The organism is Nocardioides sp. NPDC006303, assembly GCF_040613175.1.
In the GTDB taxonomy this organism is placed as follows: domain Bacteria; phylum Actinomycetota; class Actinomycetes; order Propionibacteriales; family Nocardioidaceae; genus Nocardioides.
Map to the genome: position 1 here is coordinate 70,360 of NZ_JBEXRR010000008.1, position 18,121 is coordinate 88,480.

Below are 18,121 nucleotides of genomic sequence, written 5' to 3' on the forward strand. Positions count from 1 at the left end.
GGTGTGCTGATCTACCGGACCGGCCGGGCGGCCGTCCGTGGTCGTTCTCGAGCTCAGGTCAGAGCCAGCCGGTCATCCGGCGATCGGACCTGCCGCGGTTGCTCCCGCGGAACGGATCGAGGCTGCTCATCGCCTCGTTGACGATGTGTGGGATCGCGGACAGGTCGACGTCGACGTTGAGCGCGTTCTCGCGGGTCGCCGCGCGCACTGCGCCGACGAGCCAGGTGTTGAGGGACTGGCCGGCCTCGGCCGCAGCCTCCTCGGCCTTCGCCTTGAGCGACTCCGGGATGCGGAGGGTCACTCGGGCGAGGGCGTCGTCGCCCTCCGGTTCAGGCGGGGTCGGAGGAGCCGGGGGCGCGGGCGGCGTCGGCGGCGTCGGGGGAACCGGCTCGGCGAGCTCGGGAAGCGTGACCCCGAACTCCAGGTCGCGCCCTCGCAGACGTACGTCCACGTTGCCCGTCGGCAGCTCCGCCGTGATCTCCGCGGCCGCCTGGCTCACCGCCTCCATCACCGCCAGCCGAGCTGCCGGGTCGAGGGCGTAGGTGAGCCGCTCCGCGGTCTCCCTGGCCTCCGGCCCCGATGCCTCGGCAGCGGCCAGGAGGTCCCGTCGCAGGCTGTCGATGTACGGCGTGATGTCCATACGCACCACTATGACATCATCCTGACGTCATGACAAGTCCAATTTGACATCACGTGACGTCAGAGCCCTCGCCGAGGCGTCACCCCCGTCGGCCGAGACGTCGCGTACGTCGTTCGAGTGGGTACGCCGGTGCCATCTCGGCCAAATGACGATGACACCTTGTGAATCACTCACAAGGTGTCATCGTCTGGTGCAGCGGACCGCGGTGGGTCAGAGGTCGAAGAGCGACCCTGCCTCATGGATGTCGACGTCCGTACGTGGCGCGTGCGCCTCTCCGCTCACGGCCGGTGCCGGCTTCGGCTCCGGCGCGGGGGCGGCCTTCTCGGGCTCGGGCTCCGGCTCGGCCGGCGTCTCCACCTCGACCGCCGCTTCTTCGGCGGGTGCGGCGGGTGCCTCGTCGACCACGGTCTCCGGGGCAGCCTCGGCCACGGGTGCGGCCTCAGCGGGGGCGGGAGCAGCCGGAGCCGCAGCCGCGACTGCGCCCTCCGGGGCCTCGATGTCGAAGAGCGAGCCGAGGCTGTCGAAGTCGACGTCGGTCTTCGGGTCCGAGGTCACGCCCGAACCTGCCGCCGGTGCAGCAGGCGCAGCGGGTGCGGCCGGGGTCTCCGTCGTGGTCGCGACAGGAGCCGGGGCCTCGACCGGAGCCGCAGGCGCGGGCTCGCTGGCCGGGATGTCGAAGAGCGAACCACCCGCGCTGAGGTCGATGCTCGGCTCCTCGGCGGCCGGCGGAGCAGCCGGGGCCGCGGGCTCGGCTGCCGGAGCAGCCTTCGCCTCAGGCGCCGGTGCGGCCGGGATGTCGAAGAGCGAGCCGCCTCCACCGAGGTCGACAGCAGGCTCCTCGGCGGGCGCCGGAGCGGCCGGAGCTGCCTTCGCCTCGGGTGCGGCAGCAGGCTCCGCCTCCTGAGCCGGTACGTCGAAGAGCGACCCACCAGCCCCGAGATCCGCAGCAGGCTTCTCAGCCGGCTTGTCGGCAGGCTCCTCAGCAGGTGCCTCCGCAGGCGTGTCGAAGAGCGACCCGCCGTCGTCGAACAGCGAGCCACCGAAGGCCGGCTTCTCCGGCTCAGCGGCCGGCGCGGGGGCATCGAAGAGCGATCCGCCACCCGACGTACCTCCCGAGGCCGGCTCGGCCGGGGCGGGGGTGTCGAAGAGCGAGGACGCGTCGGCCGGCGCCTTCGGGGTCTCGGCGGTCTCCGCGGCCTCGGCGGGGGAGTCGAAGAGCGACGAACCCGCAGCGGCGGTGGCAGCACCGGCGGCCGGAGCGGCTTCCTCGACTGCCGGAGCAGCCTTGGCGGCGGCACCGACCTTCGCGCCCTCGCCCGGGGCCAGCTTGGTCGCCTGCTCGCCCTTCACGGACGCGAGCAGCATCTGCGCGACGTCGAGCACCTCGACCTCTTCGCGCGCGGCCCCGTTGGCCTGGGCCTTGGTCAGACCGTCGGAGAGCATGACGCGGCAGAACGGGCAGCCGACGGCGATCTGGTCGGCGCCGGTGGCGACGGCCTCGTCGGTGCGGTTCTCGTTGATCCGCGACCCGATCTTCTCCTCCATCCACATCCGGGCACCACCGGCACCACAGCAGAAGGAGCGCTCGGAGTTGCGGGGCATCTCCTTGTACTCGGCACCCGGCATGATCTGCAGGAGCTCGCGCGGCGGCTCGTAGACGCCGTTGTGGCGACCGATGTAGCACGGGTCGTGGTAGGTGATCGAGCGCTTGTGGGCGCCGGCGCCGTCCGAGACCGGGGTCAGCTTGCCCTCGCGGACGAGGCGGTTGAGCAGCTGGGTGTGGTGGACGACCTCGAGCTCGATGCCGAACTCCTTGTACTCGTTCTTCAACGTGTTGAAGCAGTGAGCACAGGTGGTGACGGCCTTCTTGACCTTGAACTCCTTGAACGTCTCGACGTTCTGCTGAGCCAGGCCCTGGAAGACGAACTCGTTGCCGGCGCGACGGGCGGAGTCGCCGGTGCAGGTCTCGCCGTTGCCGAGTACGCCGAAGGAGACCCCGGCCATGTCGAGCAGTTCGGCCACGGCGCGGGTGGTCTTCTTGGCCCGGTCCTCGTAGGCGCCGGCACAGCCGACCCAGAACAGCCAGTCGACCTCCTCCAGCGACTCGATGTCCTTGCCGACCTCCTTGACGTCGAAGGGCAGGTCCTTGGCCCAGTCCATGCGCGCGTTGGCGTTCATGTTCCAGGGGTTGCCCTTGCCCTCGAGGCCCTTGAAGAGGCCGTTGAGCTCGGAGGGGAAGTTGGACTCGACGAGCACCTGGTAGCGGCGCATGTCCATGATGTGGTCGACGTGCTCGATGTCGACGGGGCACTGCTGGACGCAGGCGCCACAGGAGGTGCAGGACCAGAGGACGTCCTCGTCGATGACGAAGCCGCCGTCCTCGGGGTTGTAGAACCAGTCGAGGACCTCGGTGTTGCCGCCGGCACCCTCCGGGGCGCCGTCGGCCTTGCCGATCAGCGGCTTCTCCTTGAGGTCGGAGTCACCGGCAGCGGCGTACGCGTGCTCACGCAGGCCCATCATCAGGAGCTTGGGCGAGAGCGGCTTCTCGGTGTTCCAGGCGGGGCACTGCGACTGGCAGCGACCACATTCGGTGCAGGTGGTGAAGTCGAGGATGCCCTTCCAGGAGAAGTCCTGGACCGAGCCGACACCGAGGATGGCGTCCTCGGGGATCCGGTCCTCCTCGACGTCCTCGAGGGTGACCGGCTTGCCGTCGATGAGCATCGGCTTGATCGCGCCGAGCGCGGTGCCGAGCGGGCGCGCGCCTTCAGTGGTGGACGTACGCGATCCCGGCTCGCGCTTGAACCAGATGTTGAACCAGGCCGTGAAGCGGTGCCAGGCGACACCCATCGTCAGGTGGGTGGAGACGACGGCCAGCCAGATCAGCGCCGTGATGATCTTGAAGGTCGCGATCGCGTAGATGACGTTCTCGAGCGTGTGGATCGAGTCGGGGCCCGTGGGGTAGAGCGCGCCGAAGAACTGCGAGATCGGGAAGTGGAACGCGGTGGCGTGCTCGGCGACCTCGCCGCCGTGGGCCTTGGCGAGGTTGTACTCCGCGCCGCGGATGAAAAGGATCGCCGCGCTCTCCAGCAGCACCATCGCCTCGACGAAGAAGGCCTGCCACTGCGTGGAGCCGTAGAACCGCGTGCCGCGGCCCATCTTCGAGGGCAGGTGGGTCACCCGGTAGATGATCAGCGGGATGATGCCCAGCGCGCCGAGCAGGCCGAGGAGCTCGGCGAGCCACTCGTAGGCGAACAGCTTGCCGATGACCGGCAGTGTCCACTCGGGATCGAAGAGCTGGAAGTACGCGGCACCCACCGCCGTCGAGAGCAGCAGGAACGCGGCGAAGGCGAACCAGTGGAGCACGCCGACCCAGGTCCACTGCAGCATGCGCGTGTGGAGGACCGTCTCTTTCAGCATCGTCAGGGTGCGGGCGAGTGGCTGGTCGACGCGGCTGATCGGCGTACCGATCTTGATGACCGCGAGCATCGACCGGACCGCCTTGATCACCAGGTAGGCGGTGGCCACCGTTGCCGCAAGACACACGACGATGGCGATGATCTGCAACATGCCTAGGCGCTCCTCATCAGGGGGCAGGACTGCCGGAATGAACCGAGCCTAATGCTTCGGGTCGGCTCGACTGCGTATGGGTGGGTTGATACTACCCGTGAGTAACTTCAGAATGAAGAAACGGCCCGCGACCTGGTCAGGACGCGGGCCGTTTCTTAGGACAGCCTCAGTGGATCAAGGCCTCACTTGTTGGCGTTCACCTTGAACTTCGCGTGACCGATGTTGACGACCGTCTTGGTGCCTTCGGTCGCGTCGAGGAGCGTCAGCCGCAGGGCGACGACCTCGACCAGGTTCTTGCTGCGCTCGACGACGACCTTGGTCTCGATCTTGGCCAGGCCGGGGATGTCGACGCGGGAGAGCGCCGATTCGAGCTGGGCGAGGGAGACCTTCTGCTTGCCGATGTAGATGTCACCGAACTTGGTGCCCGAGATGGACGTCGTCGAGCCCTTGCCCTTGACGAAGTTCGCGTTCGCCTGGGCACGGATGGCCTCGATGCGGATCGCGCCGTCGCCGATGTTGACGTTGGCGACCTCACCGAAGGTGTAACCCCCGGCGGTGGTCTTGGTCTGGTTCGAACGCTGACCGCTCGTGAGGCCCTTGACGTCCACGACGTCGCCGACCTCGCCCAGCGGGACGTGGCCGATGGACTTGGTCTTCAGCTTGCCCTTGGTGCCGGCGCAGCCGGCATTGGTCAGCGGGTTCTTGCCGACCTGGACGGCACCGCCGAGAGCGGAGGCGTCGACGGAGTTGGAGAAGCCGGAGAAGACGCCGGAGAACGCCTGGCCGTTGATCTCGGCGCGGGAGCGACCGACGATGACCTCGGAGTCGGTGCCGTGGAGCTTGATCCAGATGCCGTTGGCGTAAGCCTCGGCGCCGTCGGCGTTGGTCTTCTCGACGGTGTTGCCCAGACCGATGGTGGCAATGCCCGGGATGACGAGCGGCTTGTCACGGCCGGGGATCGGAAGGTCGATCTTCTGGCCGGGGCCGGCCGGGTCGAGGACCACGTGAGCGATCTTGGCCTTGGAGTCAGCCTTGTAGGCCTTCCCGTCCCACCAGGCCTGGGACACCGAGCTGAGGCCCTCGACGGTGACCTTGCCCAGCGGGCTCTTGTCGAGCACGACGTCGGCGATCTTGTGCTCCGAGATGGACTTGACCGTCGAGCCGGACTTGACGGTGCGCTGCTTGGTGGCGGTCGCACCGATCGTGCCGAGGCCGGGCACCTTGGCGCCGGCGGTGTTGTTGTTGACGTCGTAACCAGCCTTACGGGTGCACCCGATCGTCTGGTATCCGAGGTCTCCCGAGTTGGCCGGGATGCTTCCACCGGTCACGCGGGTGCCGAAGCCGGCGGCGAACATCCCGAAGGAGGTGTTCGTCAGCGCGGCCTGTGAGGGCGCCGGCACAACCAGAACTGCGCCGACGACGGCGGCAGCGGCTGCGGACAGCGCGAACGTACGGATGCTTCGCATTGTTGGTTGGACTCCGATTCTGCGGTGGGGATCCCCCAAGATCCCCGCAACGGGGCCGTGCCACCTGCCAGATCCGGGGGAACCTGGCGCACTCCCGAGTTAAGGGGTGGCACATCGCTCAAACGAGAGAAAACCACGGAAGTTATCGGGACGGAGGTCCTATTTCTAGATGGCCCGTCCTTGCCATGGGTAACCCACCCGGGCATACGCAAACGGGGCCGTGACCTCGGATGAGGTCACGGCCCCGTTCTGGGCCACTCGATAACTACGGCGTCAGGTCGAGCTTGATTCCGGTGAGACCGTCGATGACGCCCGTCACCGTGTCGAGCACCGGGGCGACCACGTTCTTGCCCAGCGACGGCTGCGCCGGCACGGGGGTCGGTTCGGGTTCGGGCTCCGGCTCGGGTTGCGGGGCCGGCTCCGGGGCCGGCTGCGGTGCCGGTTCGGGAGCGGGCGCCGGGTCCTTGTCCGACAAGGTGTCCCCGCTGCGCGGGGTCGAAGCCGACCCGCTGGAGGAGTGAGCGCCGCCGTAGGCCTCGGCGGTGGAGGGCGCGTCGTAGTCGCCGTTGGAGTGCTTGCCGCCGGAGGTGGTGCCTGCGGCGGCAGGGGAGAACGGGGACGTCTTCTCCGGCGCGATCACGCCGGGGGCGTCGATGACCTTCTGGTCGGCGATGTCGACCACGGGTACGGCGTCGTACTGGCCGGCGTGGGCCTTGGCCTGCGTGGTCTCGAGGCCCGGTCCGACGTTGGCCTGGGCGAAGGCGCCGATGCCGGCCGAGGCGATCGCCATCGCGGCGAGCGGCAGCAGCACGGCCTTCTTGTTGCGGGCGCGGCTCTTCGGAATCCGCTGTTCCTCGACCACGCCGTTCCGGGTCGGCACCTGTGCGGCGGCGTACGACGGCATCGCCGGGTTGGCGAACGTCACCGGCCCGGCAGGGTGGAACTGCTGTGCCGTGTAGGGGCTCGGCTGGTAGGCGTACTGCGGCAGCTGGGCGTGCGGAGGCATCGGACGCTGGTAGGTGGCCCGCGGCGGCTGGGAGTAGCCGGCATCGGAGTGTCGCAGGACGAGCGCCGTGCCGGGCTGCGGCGGTGGTGTGTACGGCGTGTGACGCGGTCGCACTCGCTCCACGGCTGGGTTCGTCTTGGGATTGGTGAACCACGACTCGTCTGCCGGCGACAACCCCTCGAGAGCGCGGCGGGCGATCTCGAGGGGTTCGGGCGCGGTGTCGTTCGTGGGGAGCATCGGTGTGGCGGGGTGTCGAGCCGGCGTGGGTGGGACGTTCGAGTGGTCCCCCGTCGCGGGCCGACGATTCGCTTCAGTCATCTGACGCTGTCTCCTGAGCGCGTAGCGAGTGTCGGTGGTGTCGCGCAGCACGTAACGGAACCAGAATCTCGACCGCTTGTCACCTTCTTCTCAGAAAAAAGTTACTGACAAGCCGAAATGCACGCAGGGAGTAACGGCGAAGATACACCCGGGGGTATATCTTCCTGTGGATTACAACGCTGCGATGGCCTCGGCGATGCTCAGTGTGCGCCGCGCGGACTCGACGTGGAGGTTCTCCACCATCTTGCCGTTGTAGGTCACCACGCCACCGTCGCTCGCCTCCCAGGTCTCGATGAGGCCCTTGGCGTCGGCCACCGCCTGCTCGCTGGGTGCGAAGCCTGCGTTGGCGCCCTCGACCTGGGCGGGGTGGATCAGGGTCTTGCCGTCGAACCCGAAGATCCGTCCCTGCTCGACCTCGGCCGCGTAGCCCTCGGCGTCCTTCACGTTGTTGTAGACGCCGTCGAGGATGACCTTGCCGCTCGCGCGTGCGGCGAGCACGGCCAGCTGGAGGCTGGTGACCAGGTTGGCGCGGGCCGGGACGTGGTCGACGTACAGCTCCTTGACCAGGTCGTTGGTGCCCATGACGAGCACTGTCAGCCGCTCGGAGGCGGAGGCGATCTCCTCGGCGTGGAGGATGGCGTACGGGCTCTCGATCATCGCCCAGAGCTTGGTCTGCTCCGGGACGCCGGCCTTCTCGAAGGCTGCGACGAGGTCGTGCACCTGCTGGGCGCTGTTGACCTTGGGGACGACGATCGCGTCGGGTCCTGCCTTGGCGGCGGCAGCCAGGTCGTCGGCGTGCCACTCGGTGTCGGCGCCGTTGATGCGGATGGTGAGGTACTTGTTGCCGTACTCGCCCGATGTCACCGCCGCAGCCGCGTTCTCGCGCGCCTCCGGCTTGGCGTCGGGGGCGACGGCGTCCTCGAGGTCGAGGATCAGCGCGTCGGCGGTGATCGTCTTGGCCTTCTCGAGGGCACGCGTGTTGGAGCTCGGCATGTAGAGAACCGAGCGCAGGGGGCGGAAGGTGGTCTCGGTCATCTCAGTCCTCGATCTCGATGGCGTCGTAGAGCTCCTTGAGCTTCGGGTCGATGGCGGCCAGCTCCTCGGCGAGGTCGACGAGCACGAGGCACTGCTTGAGGCTGGCGTCGTCCTCCATTTTGCCGTCGAGCATGACCGCGCCGGTGCCGTCGCCCATGGCGGCGACCACGCGACGCGCGTGCTTGATGTCCTCGACGCTGGGGGAGAAGACGCGGTTGGCGATCTCGATCTGCTTGGGGTGCAGGCTCCAGGTGCCGACGCAGCCGAGCAGGAACGCGTTGCGGAACTGGTCCTCGGCCGCCACCACGTCGGTGATGTCGCCGAACGGACCGTAGTAGGGGTAGATCCCCGCCGCGGCGCAGGCGTCGACCATCTTCGCGATCGTGTAGTGCCACAGGTCCTGCTGGAAGACCGTGCGGGTGCCGTGGATGTCAGGCCCTCCATCAGGCCCAGTGACCGGGTCCTGGCGGACCAGGTAGCCCGGGTGGCCGCCGCCGACGCGGGTGGTCTTCATCTTGCGGTCGGCCGCGAGGTCGGCCGGGCCGAGGCTGATGCCCTGCATGCGCGGGGAGGCGAGCGCGATCTCCTCGACGTTGGCCACGCCGCGCGCGGTCTCGAGGATGGCGTGGATGAGGATCGGCTTCTGTACGCCGCCCTTGGCCTCGAGCTGCGCGAGCAGCCGGTCCACGTAATGGATGTCCTCGGGGCCCTGCACCTTCGGCACCATCACGACGTCGAGCTTGTCGCCGATCTCGGTGACCAGGGTGACCAGGTCGTCGAGCACCCATGGGGAGTCGAGCGAGTTGATCCGGGTCCACAGCTGGGTCTTGCCGAAGTCAGTCTCGGAGGCGATCTTCACCAGACCCTCGCGCGCGGCGACCTTGTTGTCGGCCTTGACGGCGTCCTCCAGGTTGCCGAGGAGTACGTCGACGGTGCCGACCATGGCGGGCACCTTGGCCGCCATCTTCGGGTTCGACGGGTCGAAGAAGTGGATCGCGCGACTCGGCCGCGCCGGGATCTCCCGCAGGGGTGCGGGAGCGCCCACCGCCAACGGTGCGAAGAAGTCCTTGGGGCTCTTGTGACTCATGTCGGTCACCCTAACGGCCGGGGGTTACCGGCCGGTAGGCGTCTCGGCTTGTAACGATCACGACCGGCGTCGCGAGGGATGGTCCTTCGGAACCTGGGCTCCGTGACGGATCCGGGCGCCGGCGTCGAAGCCGGCGAGGACGGAGCGGACGGTGCTGCGGACCTTGCTGGGGTTCTTCTTGTAGTTGGTCATGACTCCAGAGTGCTCTCGTGGAGCCCTCTGCAGGAGTGGCAGGATTGACTAAGAGTGATAGATTCTTGCCATGCCTGCAAAGCCGTCCATCGCCATCCCGATCGTCGACGGGATGACCCTGTTCGAGATCGGGATGCCGCTCGAGGCGCTCGGCTACGACTGGGACCACGACGCCAGCCCCCTGTACGACGTGGTGCTGTGCGGTGACCTGCGTGGGGTGCGCGTCCACGGTGGGCCGCGGCTGACGCCACAGCAGCCGATGGCAGCGCTGGCTGAGTTCGGAACGGTGCTGGTGCCGGCGATCCGGCCGGGCGACCCGATCAGTCAGACCTTGATCCGAGAGCTGCGCCGGGCCGCCGCAGGCGGAGCCCGGATGGTCTCGCTGTGCACCGGTGCCTTCGCCCTGGCCGAAGCCGGGCTGCTCGACGGTCGCCGCGCCACGACCCACTGGCGATGGGCGGAGCTGTTCCGGCGTACGTTCCCGCAGGTCGACCTCGACCCGCGGGCGATCTACGTCGACGACGGCGTGCTGACCAGCGCCGGCTCTGCCGCCGGGCTGGACCTGTGCCTCCACCTGATCCGCACCGACCACGGCCAGCACGCCGCCAACACCATCGCCCGCAACCTGGTCATCGCCTCGCACCGCGACGGCGACCAGGCACAGTACGTCGCGGCCGACCCGCTCACCGAGCAGGCCCACTGGCTCGACGAGCTGCGTACCTGGCTCCGGGCCAACCTGCACGAGGACATCACTCTCGAGCGTCTGGCGGCGGCCGCCGCGGTCTCCCCGCGCACCCTCGCCCGGCGCTTCGAGCGCGACCTCGCCACCACCCCGATGCGCTGGGTCACCGCCGAGCGCATCGCGGTCGCCAAGACTCTCCTGGAGACCACCGACCTGCCGATCGAGCGGATCAGCCACGAGTCCGGCTACTACTCACCGGTGACCTTCCGGGCCGGGTTCACCACGGAGGTAGGCGTGACCCCAGCCCGCTACCGGCAGCGGTTCTCGCACCGCCGAGAGGTCAGAATCTGACGTCGAAGCGTCGATTTCTGACGTCGAGTGGTCCATTCACCGTCAGAAATCGACCTCTCGGGGGTTGCTCAGGGGCGGCGCCACCAGGGGCGCTTTCGGGGCTGTCGGGTGCGTACGTCCTTGGCGGCGGCCACTCGGGCTGCGCGGCGCTCTCGCCAGGCGTCGAGCGTGGCGTCGACGTCGCGGGGCATGGTGATCAGCGGCGGGCCCTCGGGTGCGCCGTAGCGGGCCGCAATGACCCGCTCGTTGAACTCCTCGACGATCCTGCGAGCGCCGTCCTCGGTGGTCTGGGTGTCGAGGAGGTCGTCGAGCTCGGCGTCGTCCTTGCGGAGCTGGACGGATCGGGGGAGCACCACGATCTGCTCGCGTTCGACGAGCTGCTTGACCCACCAGTCGGGATCGTGGTCGCGGTCGAGGTTCTTGATCGGCTTGCCGGCGCCGGGCAGGTCGTCGAAGTCGCCGCGCTGGATCGACTGCTGCACCTGGAGGTCGACCCACTTGGTCTGGTTCTCGATCCGGGCAGCGGCCGCCGCCTTGCTTGCAGTGTCGGAGAGAGGGGGCGCCTGCGTCTCAGGGCGCTCCTCGGGCCGGTCCTCGCTCGTGGGCATGTGATCACCTCCAGCGCGGGAAAGTTTACCGAGCGCTGGTTGTGCGGCGGGGCAGCAGGAGCAGCAGCCCGGCGACGAGAGCGGTGATGCCGCACACCGCCCACACCGTGAGGTAGCCCGAGAGCGGCGCGTGCGCCTCGCCGGCGATGGATCCGTCCGCGGCGAGCGCGATCGCGAAGACCGCGGAGGCGATGGCCCCGCCGACGGTCTTGGTGGCGTTGGTCATGCCGGTCGCGAACGCGGTGCGGGAGGACGGCGCGGCCGCGGCGGCGGCCGCCGGCAGCGAGGCGACCAGGGCTCCCGAGCCGAGCCCGACGACGGCCATGTTGAGGAGTCCCTGGCCGGTGGAGTCATGGAACGGGAGCCACATCAGATAGCCCGTGGCGACCAGGAAGCAGGCGACCGCCTGGGCTCGGACCGGGCCGAGGAACCGCGCCCACAGCGGCAGGGTGAAGGCGGAGATCGCCATCGCGATGACGTACTCCGCGATCAGCAGCGACACGAACGCCGCGTCCGCGCCCAGTCCGAAGCCGGCGTCGGCGGGATCGGTGCGCGCGAAGGTCGACAGCGGGACCTGCGCTCCCAGCACCGACATGCCGAACAGGAACGCGGTCAGCTGGATCGGCCACTGTCCGCGCGAGACCAGCAGACGTACGTCGATCAGCGGCTCGCGCCCGCCGGCATCGTCCAGCGCGGTCTCGATGCGCCAGAACGGGATCAGCGTGAGCAGCCCCAGGACCACGAGGGCCCAGGCGACGAGAGACCCGGCCCCGAGAACGCGTACGCCGACCAGGCCGGCCATGACCAGGCCGAGCACGAGGGTCAGCACCGTCAGCCCGAGCCAGTCGAAGGCGCCGCCGCTGGTGCCGGAGTCGGGCTCTATGCCCACGGCGATGACGACGAAGACGGCGGTCACGGCGACGGCCGGGAAGGAGAGGATCGCCCACATCGGGAGGATGCCGACGAGGGCGCCGGCGGCGATCGCGCCGATGATCACCGAGAGCTGCAGCGCGCCGACCAGGACACCGGCGGCCCGGCGGGTCAGGGCGGTGTCGCCCCCGGTGCGCTTGTGGACGATGGCGACCTCGAGCGGCAGCCAGATGACGTAGGCGCCCTGGATCGACCAGGCGACGAGGAACGAGCCGAAGTCGGGAGCGACCACGGTCCACCAGGTGGCGAGCGCGGTGATGCCGGTCGCCAGCAGCAGCACCTTCTTGTGGCCGATCAGGTCGCCGAGCCGGGCGAGCGGCGGCACGCACAGCGCGGAGACGATGAGCTGCCCGGCCTCGAGCCAGTTGAGGTCGGCGTCGGAGACGCCGAGATGGTCGGCGAGATCGGAGAAGATCGGGGTGTAGTAGCCCTGCAGGATGCCGCTGGCGAACTCGACGGCCACCAGGAAGCCGACGATCACCCAGATTCCGCGGGCGGCCTTCTGGACGCCGGTGCGCTGACTTTCGGTGGTCACAGTGACTCGATCAACCTTCGGTAGAAGCGGATCCCGTCGAGGTAGTCATCGACCCTGATGTTCTCGTCGGCGGCGTGGATGGTGGCGCGCTGGGCGGCGGTCATCCGAAACGGCGCGAACCGGTAGACCCGGTCGCTGATCTCGTAGAAGAAGCGCGAGTCGGTCGCGGCCATGACCGTGTAGGGAGCCGGCACGGCCTCCGGGAAGATCTCTGCGATGGAGTCGGTGACCAGGGAGAACGCCTCGTCGCGAGGGGAGACCGGCGACGGCTCACCCGCCCGGACGACCTCGATCTCGACCTGCTTGTCGCCGATCGCGGCACGCAGCCGCTCGACGACCTCGGCGACCGTCTCGCCGACCATGATCCGCAGGTTGACCCCGGCCGAGGCGGCCGAGGCGATGACGTTGGCCGCCGGGCTGCCCTCGAGCGTCGTGATTGCGACGGTGGTGCGCACCAGGGCAGCGGGCTCGGGCCCCAGCCGGGTCAGCAGCCGGGCCAGCGCAGGTGCCAGCCGGCCGGCGTTGGCCAGCACGGGTCGCAGGGGCTTGGTCGCGTACGGCGCGATCTGTTCGAACATCTCGACCGTCGGCGCCGGCAGCCGGACCGGCATCGACATGCGGTCGAGCCGGGTGATCGCGCGGGCCAGCCGCGCGGTAGGACCGTTCTGGCGTGGGGTGGAGGAGTGGCCGCCGTCGCCGGTCACCTTGAGGCGTACGTCGGTGGTGCCCTTCTCGGCGACGCCGACGACCCCGATCGGCGCGGTGACGCCCGGGAAGGCGTCGAAGGCGACCGCGCCGCCCTCGTCGAGCACGAACCACGGCTCGACCCCCTGGTCGCGGAGCTCCTCGACGGCCGCCCGCGCGGCCGCGCCGGTGGTCTCCTCGTCGGAGCCGAACGACAACCAGACGTCGTACGCAGGCTCGAACCCGTCCGTGAGCAGCCCCTCGACCGCGGCGCAGATCGCCACCAGTTGGCCCTTGTCGTCGAGGGTGCCGCGCCCGTGGATGACCCCGTCGACGATCTCGCCGCCGAACGGGTCGTGGGTCCAAACGCCTGCGATCGGGACGACGTCCTGGTGGGCCATCAGCACGACCGGCTTCTCTGCCGAGGCGCCGGGCCAGCGGAAGAGGAGCCCGTGCTCGCCGACCGGAGTGAGGTTGAGGGTCGCGTGCAGCAGCGGGAAGTGCTCGCGCAGCGCCTCGTGGAGCTGCTCGAATGCCTGGGTCTCTGCGCCGGAGCCGTCGTTGACGGTCGGGGCTCGAAGTGCGGCCTGAAGAGCGGCGACGGCATCGAGTGTCATGGCCGCAACCTAGTCGGCGACGGTGGCGTGGATCACCGTGGTGGCGTCTCCGTCACCAGTTTGTAGCCTTCTGCGCGCCGGGCAGCCGCACGTCGCGCGGGTGGATGACGTAGGTGATCCCGTCGGTCGAGGTCTGCCAGACCCGCTCGAAGTTCTCGCGGGTGTATACGTTGCGCACCTCGTCGTTGGAGGAGTGGTTGGGGTCGTAGACGATCGGGTCGCCCTCGGCGGTGAAGCCGCCGATGACCAGCAGGTGTCCGTCGGTGCCGTAGCCCGACTCCGGCATCTCCTCGAGCTCCCAGCTGGCGGAGACGACCAGCGGGAAGCCGGCCGCCACCAGGGTCTCGGCCTCGGCCAGCGAACGCAGTCGGGTCACGGCCCCGTCCAGGCCCCAGCGGCCGGCGTAGGCGGTGTTGAACGGCCAGTTGCCCGCGCCCTCGTAGGCGTAGTCCCAGGTGTTGATCGCGGCGTAGGCGACCTGCGGGTCGCCGTTGGGGGCCTCGATGCCCGCCAGCTCGCTCGCAGGGACCTCGTGACCCCAGTGGTACTGCACCATCGTCGTCGAGGTCGGTGAGCACCAGACCTGGCCGCCGCCACCGAACTCCGGGTATTCGCCGCGGTGGATGTTCTGGCTGAACGGCGGGACACGGAGGTCGACCGCGTCGTCGAGGGTCGGCGTGCTGGTGCCGGGGTAGGCGGAGTCTGGCAGGTATTCGTTGGTCAGCGTCGAGACCGTCCGCAGGCTGGGGGAGACTGTCGCGCCCTCGGGGCGCAGCAGGGTGACCCTGGTCTGGAACGCCTCGGGCTCCTTGCCGGTCCGGGCGACGTACGTGTCGGTGTAGAGCGCCGCGTCGGTGTCGCTCTGTCCTTCGACGGAGGTGCGGTGGATGTCGCCGGCCGCGAAGTCGTCGCCGGCCGTCCAGCGACCCATCACGAACCACTTCGTCCAGGTGCCGTCCGCCTTCCGCCCGCGGAACCGGATCTCGGCCCAGGTGCCGGTCGGGGTGTCGACGTCCCACGAGGTGACCGACTCGTCGATCGGGTAGCCGGTCTTCACCACGGGCGAGGTCCAGGTGCCGTACTCGTAGGTCTTGGCCGTGCCGTCGCCGAACGGGTCGGCGTAGGTCGTCGTCTCGCTGCCGCGGCCGATCCGGAGGGTGCCGTGCCGGTCGGGGCGCAGGTTGCTCGACCTGCCCTTCGCGAAGTCTTCGAGGCTGTTCCACCGGGTGAGGGTGATATTGGTGGGCTGGGTCCCAGGCTCGGCCGCGTGGACCGGAGTCGTGGGCGCGACCAGGACGACTGCGGCGGCGAGGGCGGCAACGTACGCGAGGCGGGACCGTGGGCTCATGCCCGGCACGCTATTCCTCCTCCGAGGCCCCGGCCATGACAATTCAGATGTCCGACTCCCCGGAAACTTCGCTGCGGGCTGGCATCCTTGGTCGACGTGAACAACTTCGCATCCGACGGCTGGTTCAAGGACGAGTTCCACAAGAGGTATTCCGAGTCGGCCAAGGAGATCGGCCGGTTCAACCTCGCCGTCTTCGGCAAGACCGGGGTCGGCAAGTCGACGCTGGTCAACGCCGTGTTCGGGGCGGAGGTGGCGAAGACCGGGATCGGCGAGCCGGTGACGAAGGAGTCGACGCTCTACCTGCACACCAGCGGGTTCTTCGGGCTGCTCGACACCCAGGGCCTGGAGATCGGCGTCGAGGGCGACCGGGTGATCAAGGATCTCGCCAAGCTGATCCAGGAGCGGCGCCGCAAGCCGCAGTCCGAGCAGATCCACGTCGCCTGGTACGCCGTACGTTTCGCCGATCGCCGCTTCGAGGACACCGAGGCCGCGTTCATCCAGAAGCTCGCCGACCTGGGGCTGCCGGTGGTGCTGGTGATGACCCAGGTGCCGACCTCGCCGACCGGTGCCTTCCACCCGGACGCGGTCGAGTTCGCCCAGCAGATCGACGCGCGGGGCCTGCCCGTGCACGGGGCGCGGGTCTACCTGACCAACGCCAAGGCCGACGACTTCTCCGGCCAGCAGGTCCACGGGCTGCAGGAACTCGTTGATGCCACCTTTCGATGCGCGCCTGCAGGGGTCGAGGAGGCCCTCACCGCGGCGCAGAGGGTGGATCTCAAGCGTAAGCAGGAGCAGGCGAACACCGTGATCGCGGGCGCCGCGACCGCGGCCGGGGCGGCCGGAGCGACCCCGATCCCGTTCTCCGACGCGGTCGTCCTGGTGCCGATCCAGCTCGGGATGATGGCGCGCATCTCGGCGATCTACGGCATCGAGGTGGACAAGGCCGCGATGGCCTCGATCGCGGCCACCGCGGCCGCCACCCAGGCCGGCCGCACCGTGGCCGGCAACCTGCTCAAGATGATCCCCGGGTTCGGCACCGTCGGCGGTGGGGCGATCAACGCCACCGTCGCGGCGGGCTTCACCGGCGCGATCGGCGCCGCCTGGTCGGCCGTCTGCGTCAAGCTCGGCGAGGGCAAGCTGCGCGGGGTCAACGGCGCCCTGGACACCGAGAGCATCAGGACGCTCTTCCTCGACGAGCTGAAGAACCAGATCTCGCGGCTGAAGCTCCACGGCAAGGAGAAGTGAGGCCTCGGCTCACTCCGCCATGGCCGCCTCGTACGCCGCGGCGAGCTGCTCGCTCGCCCGCGGAGCATCAGGGTCGGGCCGCGGCGTCCCCAGGTGGAGCTCGCGCAGCTCGTCCATGAACGACTCCACCATCTCGGGGCCGGCATCGCGCAGCAGCTCCGCCCGGACCCGGAGCTGCCGGGTGCCGTCGCGGTGGGCGAGCCCCCAATTGCCGAGCGCGACCATGATCGGCAGCGTCTGGATGCCTGCCTCGGTCAGCGCGTAGGCGGCCTTCTGGCCGCGGCCGGCCTCCTCCTTGGTGAGCAGGCCGCCGTCAACGAGCTTCTTGAGCCGGCTGCTGAGGATGTTGGAGGCGATGCCCTCCTCGGAGCTGCCGAGCAGCTCGCGGAAGTGGCGACGGTTCCCGAACATGACGTCACGCAGCACGATCACCGACCAGGGGTCTCCGAAGACCTCCACGGCTGCGTTGATCGGGCACCCCGATCTGGGCTCGCTCACTCGGTGTCTCCCGCACTCGGAAATAGTGGTTGCAATCTGCAATCGGGAAGTCTACTCTCGACGCCAGTGATTGCAAAGTGCAATCACTCTGATTCGAGGGAGACGGACATGTCACTCGTACGCGCTCACACCATCGGCATCTCGCTGGACGGCTTCGCCACCGGCGACGGCCAGAGCCTGGAGGCGCCGTTCGGCCACGCCGGCATGCGGCTGATGGAGTGGTTCTTCCCGACCAGGACCTTTCAGAGCGCGACCGGCCACCGGGAGCGGATGGAGGTCGACCCGGCCGCCGATCCCGACGACGCCTTCGCCGCCCGCTCCTGGGAGGGCATCGGCGCCGAGATCATGGGCGCCGGCAAGTTCGGCCCTCCGGGATGGCAGGACGACGCCGACTGGACCGGCTGGTGGGGCGAGGAGCCCCCGTTCCACACTCCCACCTATGTGCTGACCCACCAGCCCCGCGAGTCGATCGAGATGAAGGGCGGCACCGTCTTCCACTTCCGCAACGCGCCCATCGAGGAGGTGCTGGCCGAGGCGAAGGAGGCGGCCGCCGGTCAGGACGTACGCATCGGCGGCGGCCCGTCCTCGCTCCGGGACTTCCTGGCAGCCGGTCTCGTGGACCACCTGCACGTCGTCGTCGTCCCGATCATCCTGGGCCGTGGCGTACGGCTGTGGGACGGGTTGGAGGCGCTGGAGGACGGCTACGAGGTGGCCTCGACCACCACGCCGAGCGGCGTCACCCACGTCACCTTCGACCGGACGGCTGCGGCCCGATGAGCGGGAAGGTGCTGTGGCACTTCTCCATGTCGCTGGACGGGTTCGTCGACGCCCACGAGCCGGGGATGGCGTGGTTGAAGGGCGTCACGGGCCCGCCCGGGGTCGCGGAGGCGTACTCCTCGCAGCTCGGCGCCGTCCTGGGCGGGCGCAACGGTCACGACGCCTACCCCGACGCGATGCCGTACGGGGACTGGCAGGGACCGGTCTTCATCCTGACCCACCATCCCGAGGACGCCCGGCCGCAGGAGCACGTCACCTTTCTCAGCTGCGACGTCGGCGAGGCGCTGCGGATCGCGATCGGCGCGGCCGACGGGAAGAACGTCGAGGTCCACTCCGCCGACATCGGCCGCCAGCTCCTCGAACGCGGCCTGATCGACCAGATCGACCTGCACATCGCGCCGGTCCTCCTGGGCGACGGCATCCGCCTCTACGACAACCCCGGCGGCGAGCCGATCCGGCTGCACAACCTCATCGGCGACGATCCGCACCTGGAGGTCGACCTCCGCTACGCGCCGGTGCGCCCGTGACGTCCTGG

General features: G+C 69.2%; 16 protein-coding genes. 4 read left to right on the forward strand and 12 right to left on the reverse strand.

Translation table 11 applies throughout. The annotated features are described in order from the left end of the window. Positions 1-58: 58 nt before the first annotated feature. The 7 genes from ABZY89_RS08945 to ABZY89_RS08975 form a co-directional block, all read right to left on the reverse strand. Positions 59-640, reverse strand: coding sequence for a toxin-antitoxin system HicB family antitoxin (locus ABZY89_RS08945; RefSeq protein WP_355226428.1), 582 nt, complete (start codon positions 638-640; stop codon positions 59-61). Between the two features lie 210 nt (positions 641-850). Beyond that, the gene (locus tag ABZY89_RS08950) at positions 851-4,207 is read right to left on the reverse strand and encodes a (Fe-S)-binding protein (RefSeq protein ID WP_355226430.1); all 3,357 of its coding nucleotides are present in this window, start codon (positions 4,205-4,207) and stop codon (positions 851-853) included. Positions 4,208-4,389: 182 nt separating this feature from the next. Further along, positions 4,390-5,673, reverse strand: a complete 1,284-nt coding sequence (locus ABZY89_RS08955) for a choice-of-anchor P family protein (RefSeq protein ID WP_355226432.1) — start codon at positions 5,671-5,673, stop codon at positions 4,390-4,392. A 265-nt stretch (positions 5,674-5,938) separates the two neighbouring features. Beyond that, positions 5,939-6,916 carry a hypothetical protein gene (locus tag ABZY89_RS08960; protein WP_355226434.1) on the reverse strand — a complete coding sequence of 326 codons (978 nt, stop codon included), beginning with the start codon at positions 6,914-6,916 and terminating at the stop codon, positions 5,939-5,941. Positions 6,917-7,168: 252 nt separating this feature from the next. Continuing rightward, positions 7,169-8,032 (reverse strand): CoA ester lyase, encoded by an 864-nt coding sequence (locus ABZY89_RS08965; protein ID WP_355226436.1) that lies wholly within the window; start codon positions 8,030-8,032, stop codon positions 7,169-7,171. Position 8,033: 1 nt separating this feature from the next. Then, positions 8,034-9,119: a CoA ester lyase gene (locus ABZY89_RS08970; RefSeq protein ID WP_355226438.1), complete on the reverse strand. Its 1,086-nt coding sequence runs from the start codon at positions 9,117-9,119 to the stop codon at positions 8,034-8,036. A 57-nt stretch (positions 9,120-9,176) separates the two neighbouring features. Beyond that, a complete protein-coding gene (locus ABZY89_RS08975) occupies positions 9,177-9,311 on the reverse strand; it encodes a hypothetical protein (RefSeq protein WP_350718664.1) in 135 nt (44 codons plus the stop codon). Positions 9,312-9,381: 70 nt separating this feature from the next. Between ABZY89_RS08975 and ABZY89_RS08980 the strand changes: the two genes are divergently transcribed. Beyond that, complete coding sequence (locus ABZY89_RS08980) at positions 9,382-10,344, forward strand: helix-turn-helix domain-containing protein (protein WP_355226440.1); 963 nt, start codon at positions 9,382-9,384, stop codon at positions 10,342-10,344. Positions 10,345-10,412: 68 nt separating this feature from the next. Here ABZY89_RS08980 and ABZY89_RS08985 read toward each other — a convergent pair whose 3' ends face one another. Genes ABZY89_RS08985 through ABZY89_RS09000 form a run of 4 tightly spaced genes read right to left on the reverse strand, consistent with a single transcriptional unit; the run spans position 10,413 to position 15,066 of the window. Further along, on the reverse strand, positions 10,413-10,952 hold the full coding sequence (locus tag ABZY89_RS08985; protein ID WP_355226442.1) for a DUF1992 domain-containing protein: 540 nt from the start codon (positions 10,950-10,952) through the stop codon (positions 10,413-10,415). A gap of 25 nt (positions 10,953-10,977) precedes the next feature. Next, positions 10,978-12,417: an MFS transporter gene (locus tag ABZY89_RS08990; RefSeq protein WP_355226443.1), complete on the reverse strand. Its 1,440-nt coding sequence runs from the start codon at positions 12,415-12,417 to the stop codon at positions 10,978-10,980. Beyond that, the gene (locus ABZY89_RS08995) at positions 12,414-13,718 is read right to left on the reverse strand and encodes a M20/M25/M40 family metallo-hydrolase (protein ID WP_355226444.1); all 1,305 of its coding nucleotides are present in this window, start codon (positions 13,716-13,718) and stop codon (positions 12,414-12,416) included. Before ABZY89_RS08995 ends, ABZY89_RS08990 begins: the two co-directional genes overlap by 4 nt. Positions 13,719-13,770: 52 nt before the next feature. Beyond that, on the reverse strand, positions 13,771-15,066 hold the full coding sequence (locus ABZY89_RS09000) for a C39 family peptidase (RefSeq protein ID WP_355226445.1): 1,296 nt from the start codon (positions 15,064-15,066) through the stop codon (positions 13,771-13,773). A gap of 96 nt (positions 15,067-15,162) precedes the next feature. Here ABZY89_RS09000 and ABZY89_RS09005 point away from each other — a divergent pair, with 96 nt between their 5' ends. Then, entirely contained in the window at positions 15,163-16,311 is a 1,149-nt protein-coding gene (locus ABZY89_RS09005) for a GTPase (protein ID WP_355226446.1), read from the forward strand. 9 nt (positions 16,312-16,320) lie between these two features. On the opposite strand, the gene ABZY89_RS09010 is transcribed toward ABZY89_RS09005, so the two are convergent. Then, the gene (locus tag ABZY89_RS09010) at positions 16,321-16,809 is read right to left on the reverse strand and encodes a helix-turn-helix domain-containing protein (RefSeq protein WP_355226448.1); all 489 of its coding nucleotides are present in this window, start codon (positions 16,807-16,809) and stop codon (positions 16,321-16,323) included. Positions 16,810-16,917: 108 nt separating this feature from the next. Here ABZY89_RS09010 and ABZY89_RS09015 point away from each other — a divergent pair, with 108 nt between their 5' ends. After that, on the forward strand, positions 16,918-17,586 hold the full coding sequence (locus ABZY89_RS09015; RefSeq protein WP_355226449.1) for a dihydrofolate reductase family protein: 669 nt from the start codon (positions 16,918-16,920) through the stop codon (positions 17,584-17,586). Then, positions 17,583-18,113, forward strand: coding sequence for a dihydrofolate reductase family protein (locus ABZY89_RS09020; RefSeq protein WP_355226451.1), 531 nt, complete (start codon positions 17,583-17,585; stop codon positions 18,111-18,113). Before ABZY89_RS09015 ends, ABZY89_RS09020 begins: the two co-directional genes overlap by 4 nt. Positions 18,114-18,121 lie beyond the last annotated feature (8 nt).

Excerpts from the sequence above, each read along its gene's own strand:
- ABZY89_RS08945 (WP_355226428.1), bottom strand. The coding sequence starts at position 640 with ATGGACATCACGCCGTACATCGACAGCCTGCGACGGGACCTCCTGGCC.
- ABZY89_RS08970 (WP_355226438.1), bottom strand. The coding sequence starts at position 9,119 with ATGAGTCACAAGAGCCCCAAGGACTTCTTCGCACCGTTGGCGGTGGGC.
- ABZY89_RS08950 (WP_355226430.1), bottom strand. The coding sequence starts at position 4,207 with ATGTTGCAGATCATCGCCATCGTCGTGTGTCTTGCGGCAACGGTGGCC.
- ABZY89_RS08995 (WP_355226444.1), bottom strand. The coding sequence starts at position 13,718 with ATGACACTCGATGCCGTCGCCGCTCTTCAGGCCGCACTTCGAGCCCCG.
- ABZY89_RS09000 (WP_355226445.1), bottom strand. The coding sequence starts at position 15,066 with ATGAGCCCACGGTCCCGCCTCGCGTACGTTGCCGCCCTCGCCGCCGCA.
- ABZY89_RS09020 (WP_355226451.1), top strand. The coding sequence starts at position 17,583 with ATGAGCGGGAAGGTGCTGTGGCACTTCTCCATGTCGCTGGACGGGTTC.
- ABZY89_RS08980 (WP_355226440.1), top strand. The coding sequence starts at position 9,382 with ATGCCTGCAAAGCCGTCCATCGCCATCCCGATCGTCGACGGGATGACC.
- ABZY89_RS08985 (WP_355226442.1), bottom strand. The coding sequence starts at position 10,952 with ATGCCCACGAGCGAGGACCGGCCCGAGGAGCGCCCTGAGACGCAGGCG.
- ABZY89_RS08955 (WP_355226432.1), bottom strand. The coding sequence starts at position 5,673 with ATGCGAAGCATCCGTACGTTCGCGCTGTCCGCAGCCGCTGCCGCCGTC.
- ABZY89_RS09015 (WP_355226449.1), top strand. The coding sequence starts at position 16,918 with ATGTCACTCGTACGCGCTCACACCATCGGCATCTCGCTGGACGGCTTC.
- ABZY89_RS08960 (WP_355226434.1), bottom strand. The coding sequence starts at position 6,916 with ATGCTCCCCACGAACGACACCGCGCCCGAACCCCTCGAGATCGCCCGC.
- ABZY89_RS08965 (WP_355226436.1), bottom strand. The coding sequence starts at position 8,032 with ATGACCGAGACCACCTTCCGCCCCCTGCGCTCGGTTCTCTACATGCCG.
- ABZY89_RS08975 (WP_350718664.1), bottom strand. The coding sequence starts at position 9,311 with ATGACCAACTACAAGAAGAACCCCAGCAAGGTCCGCAGCACCGTCCGC.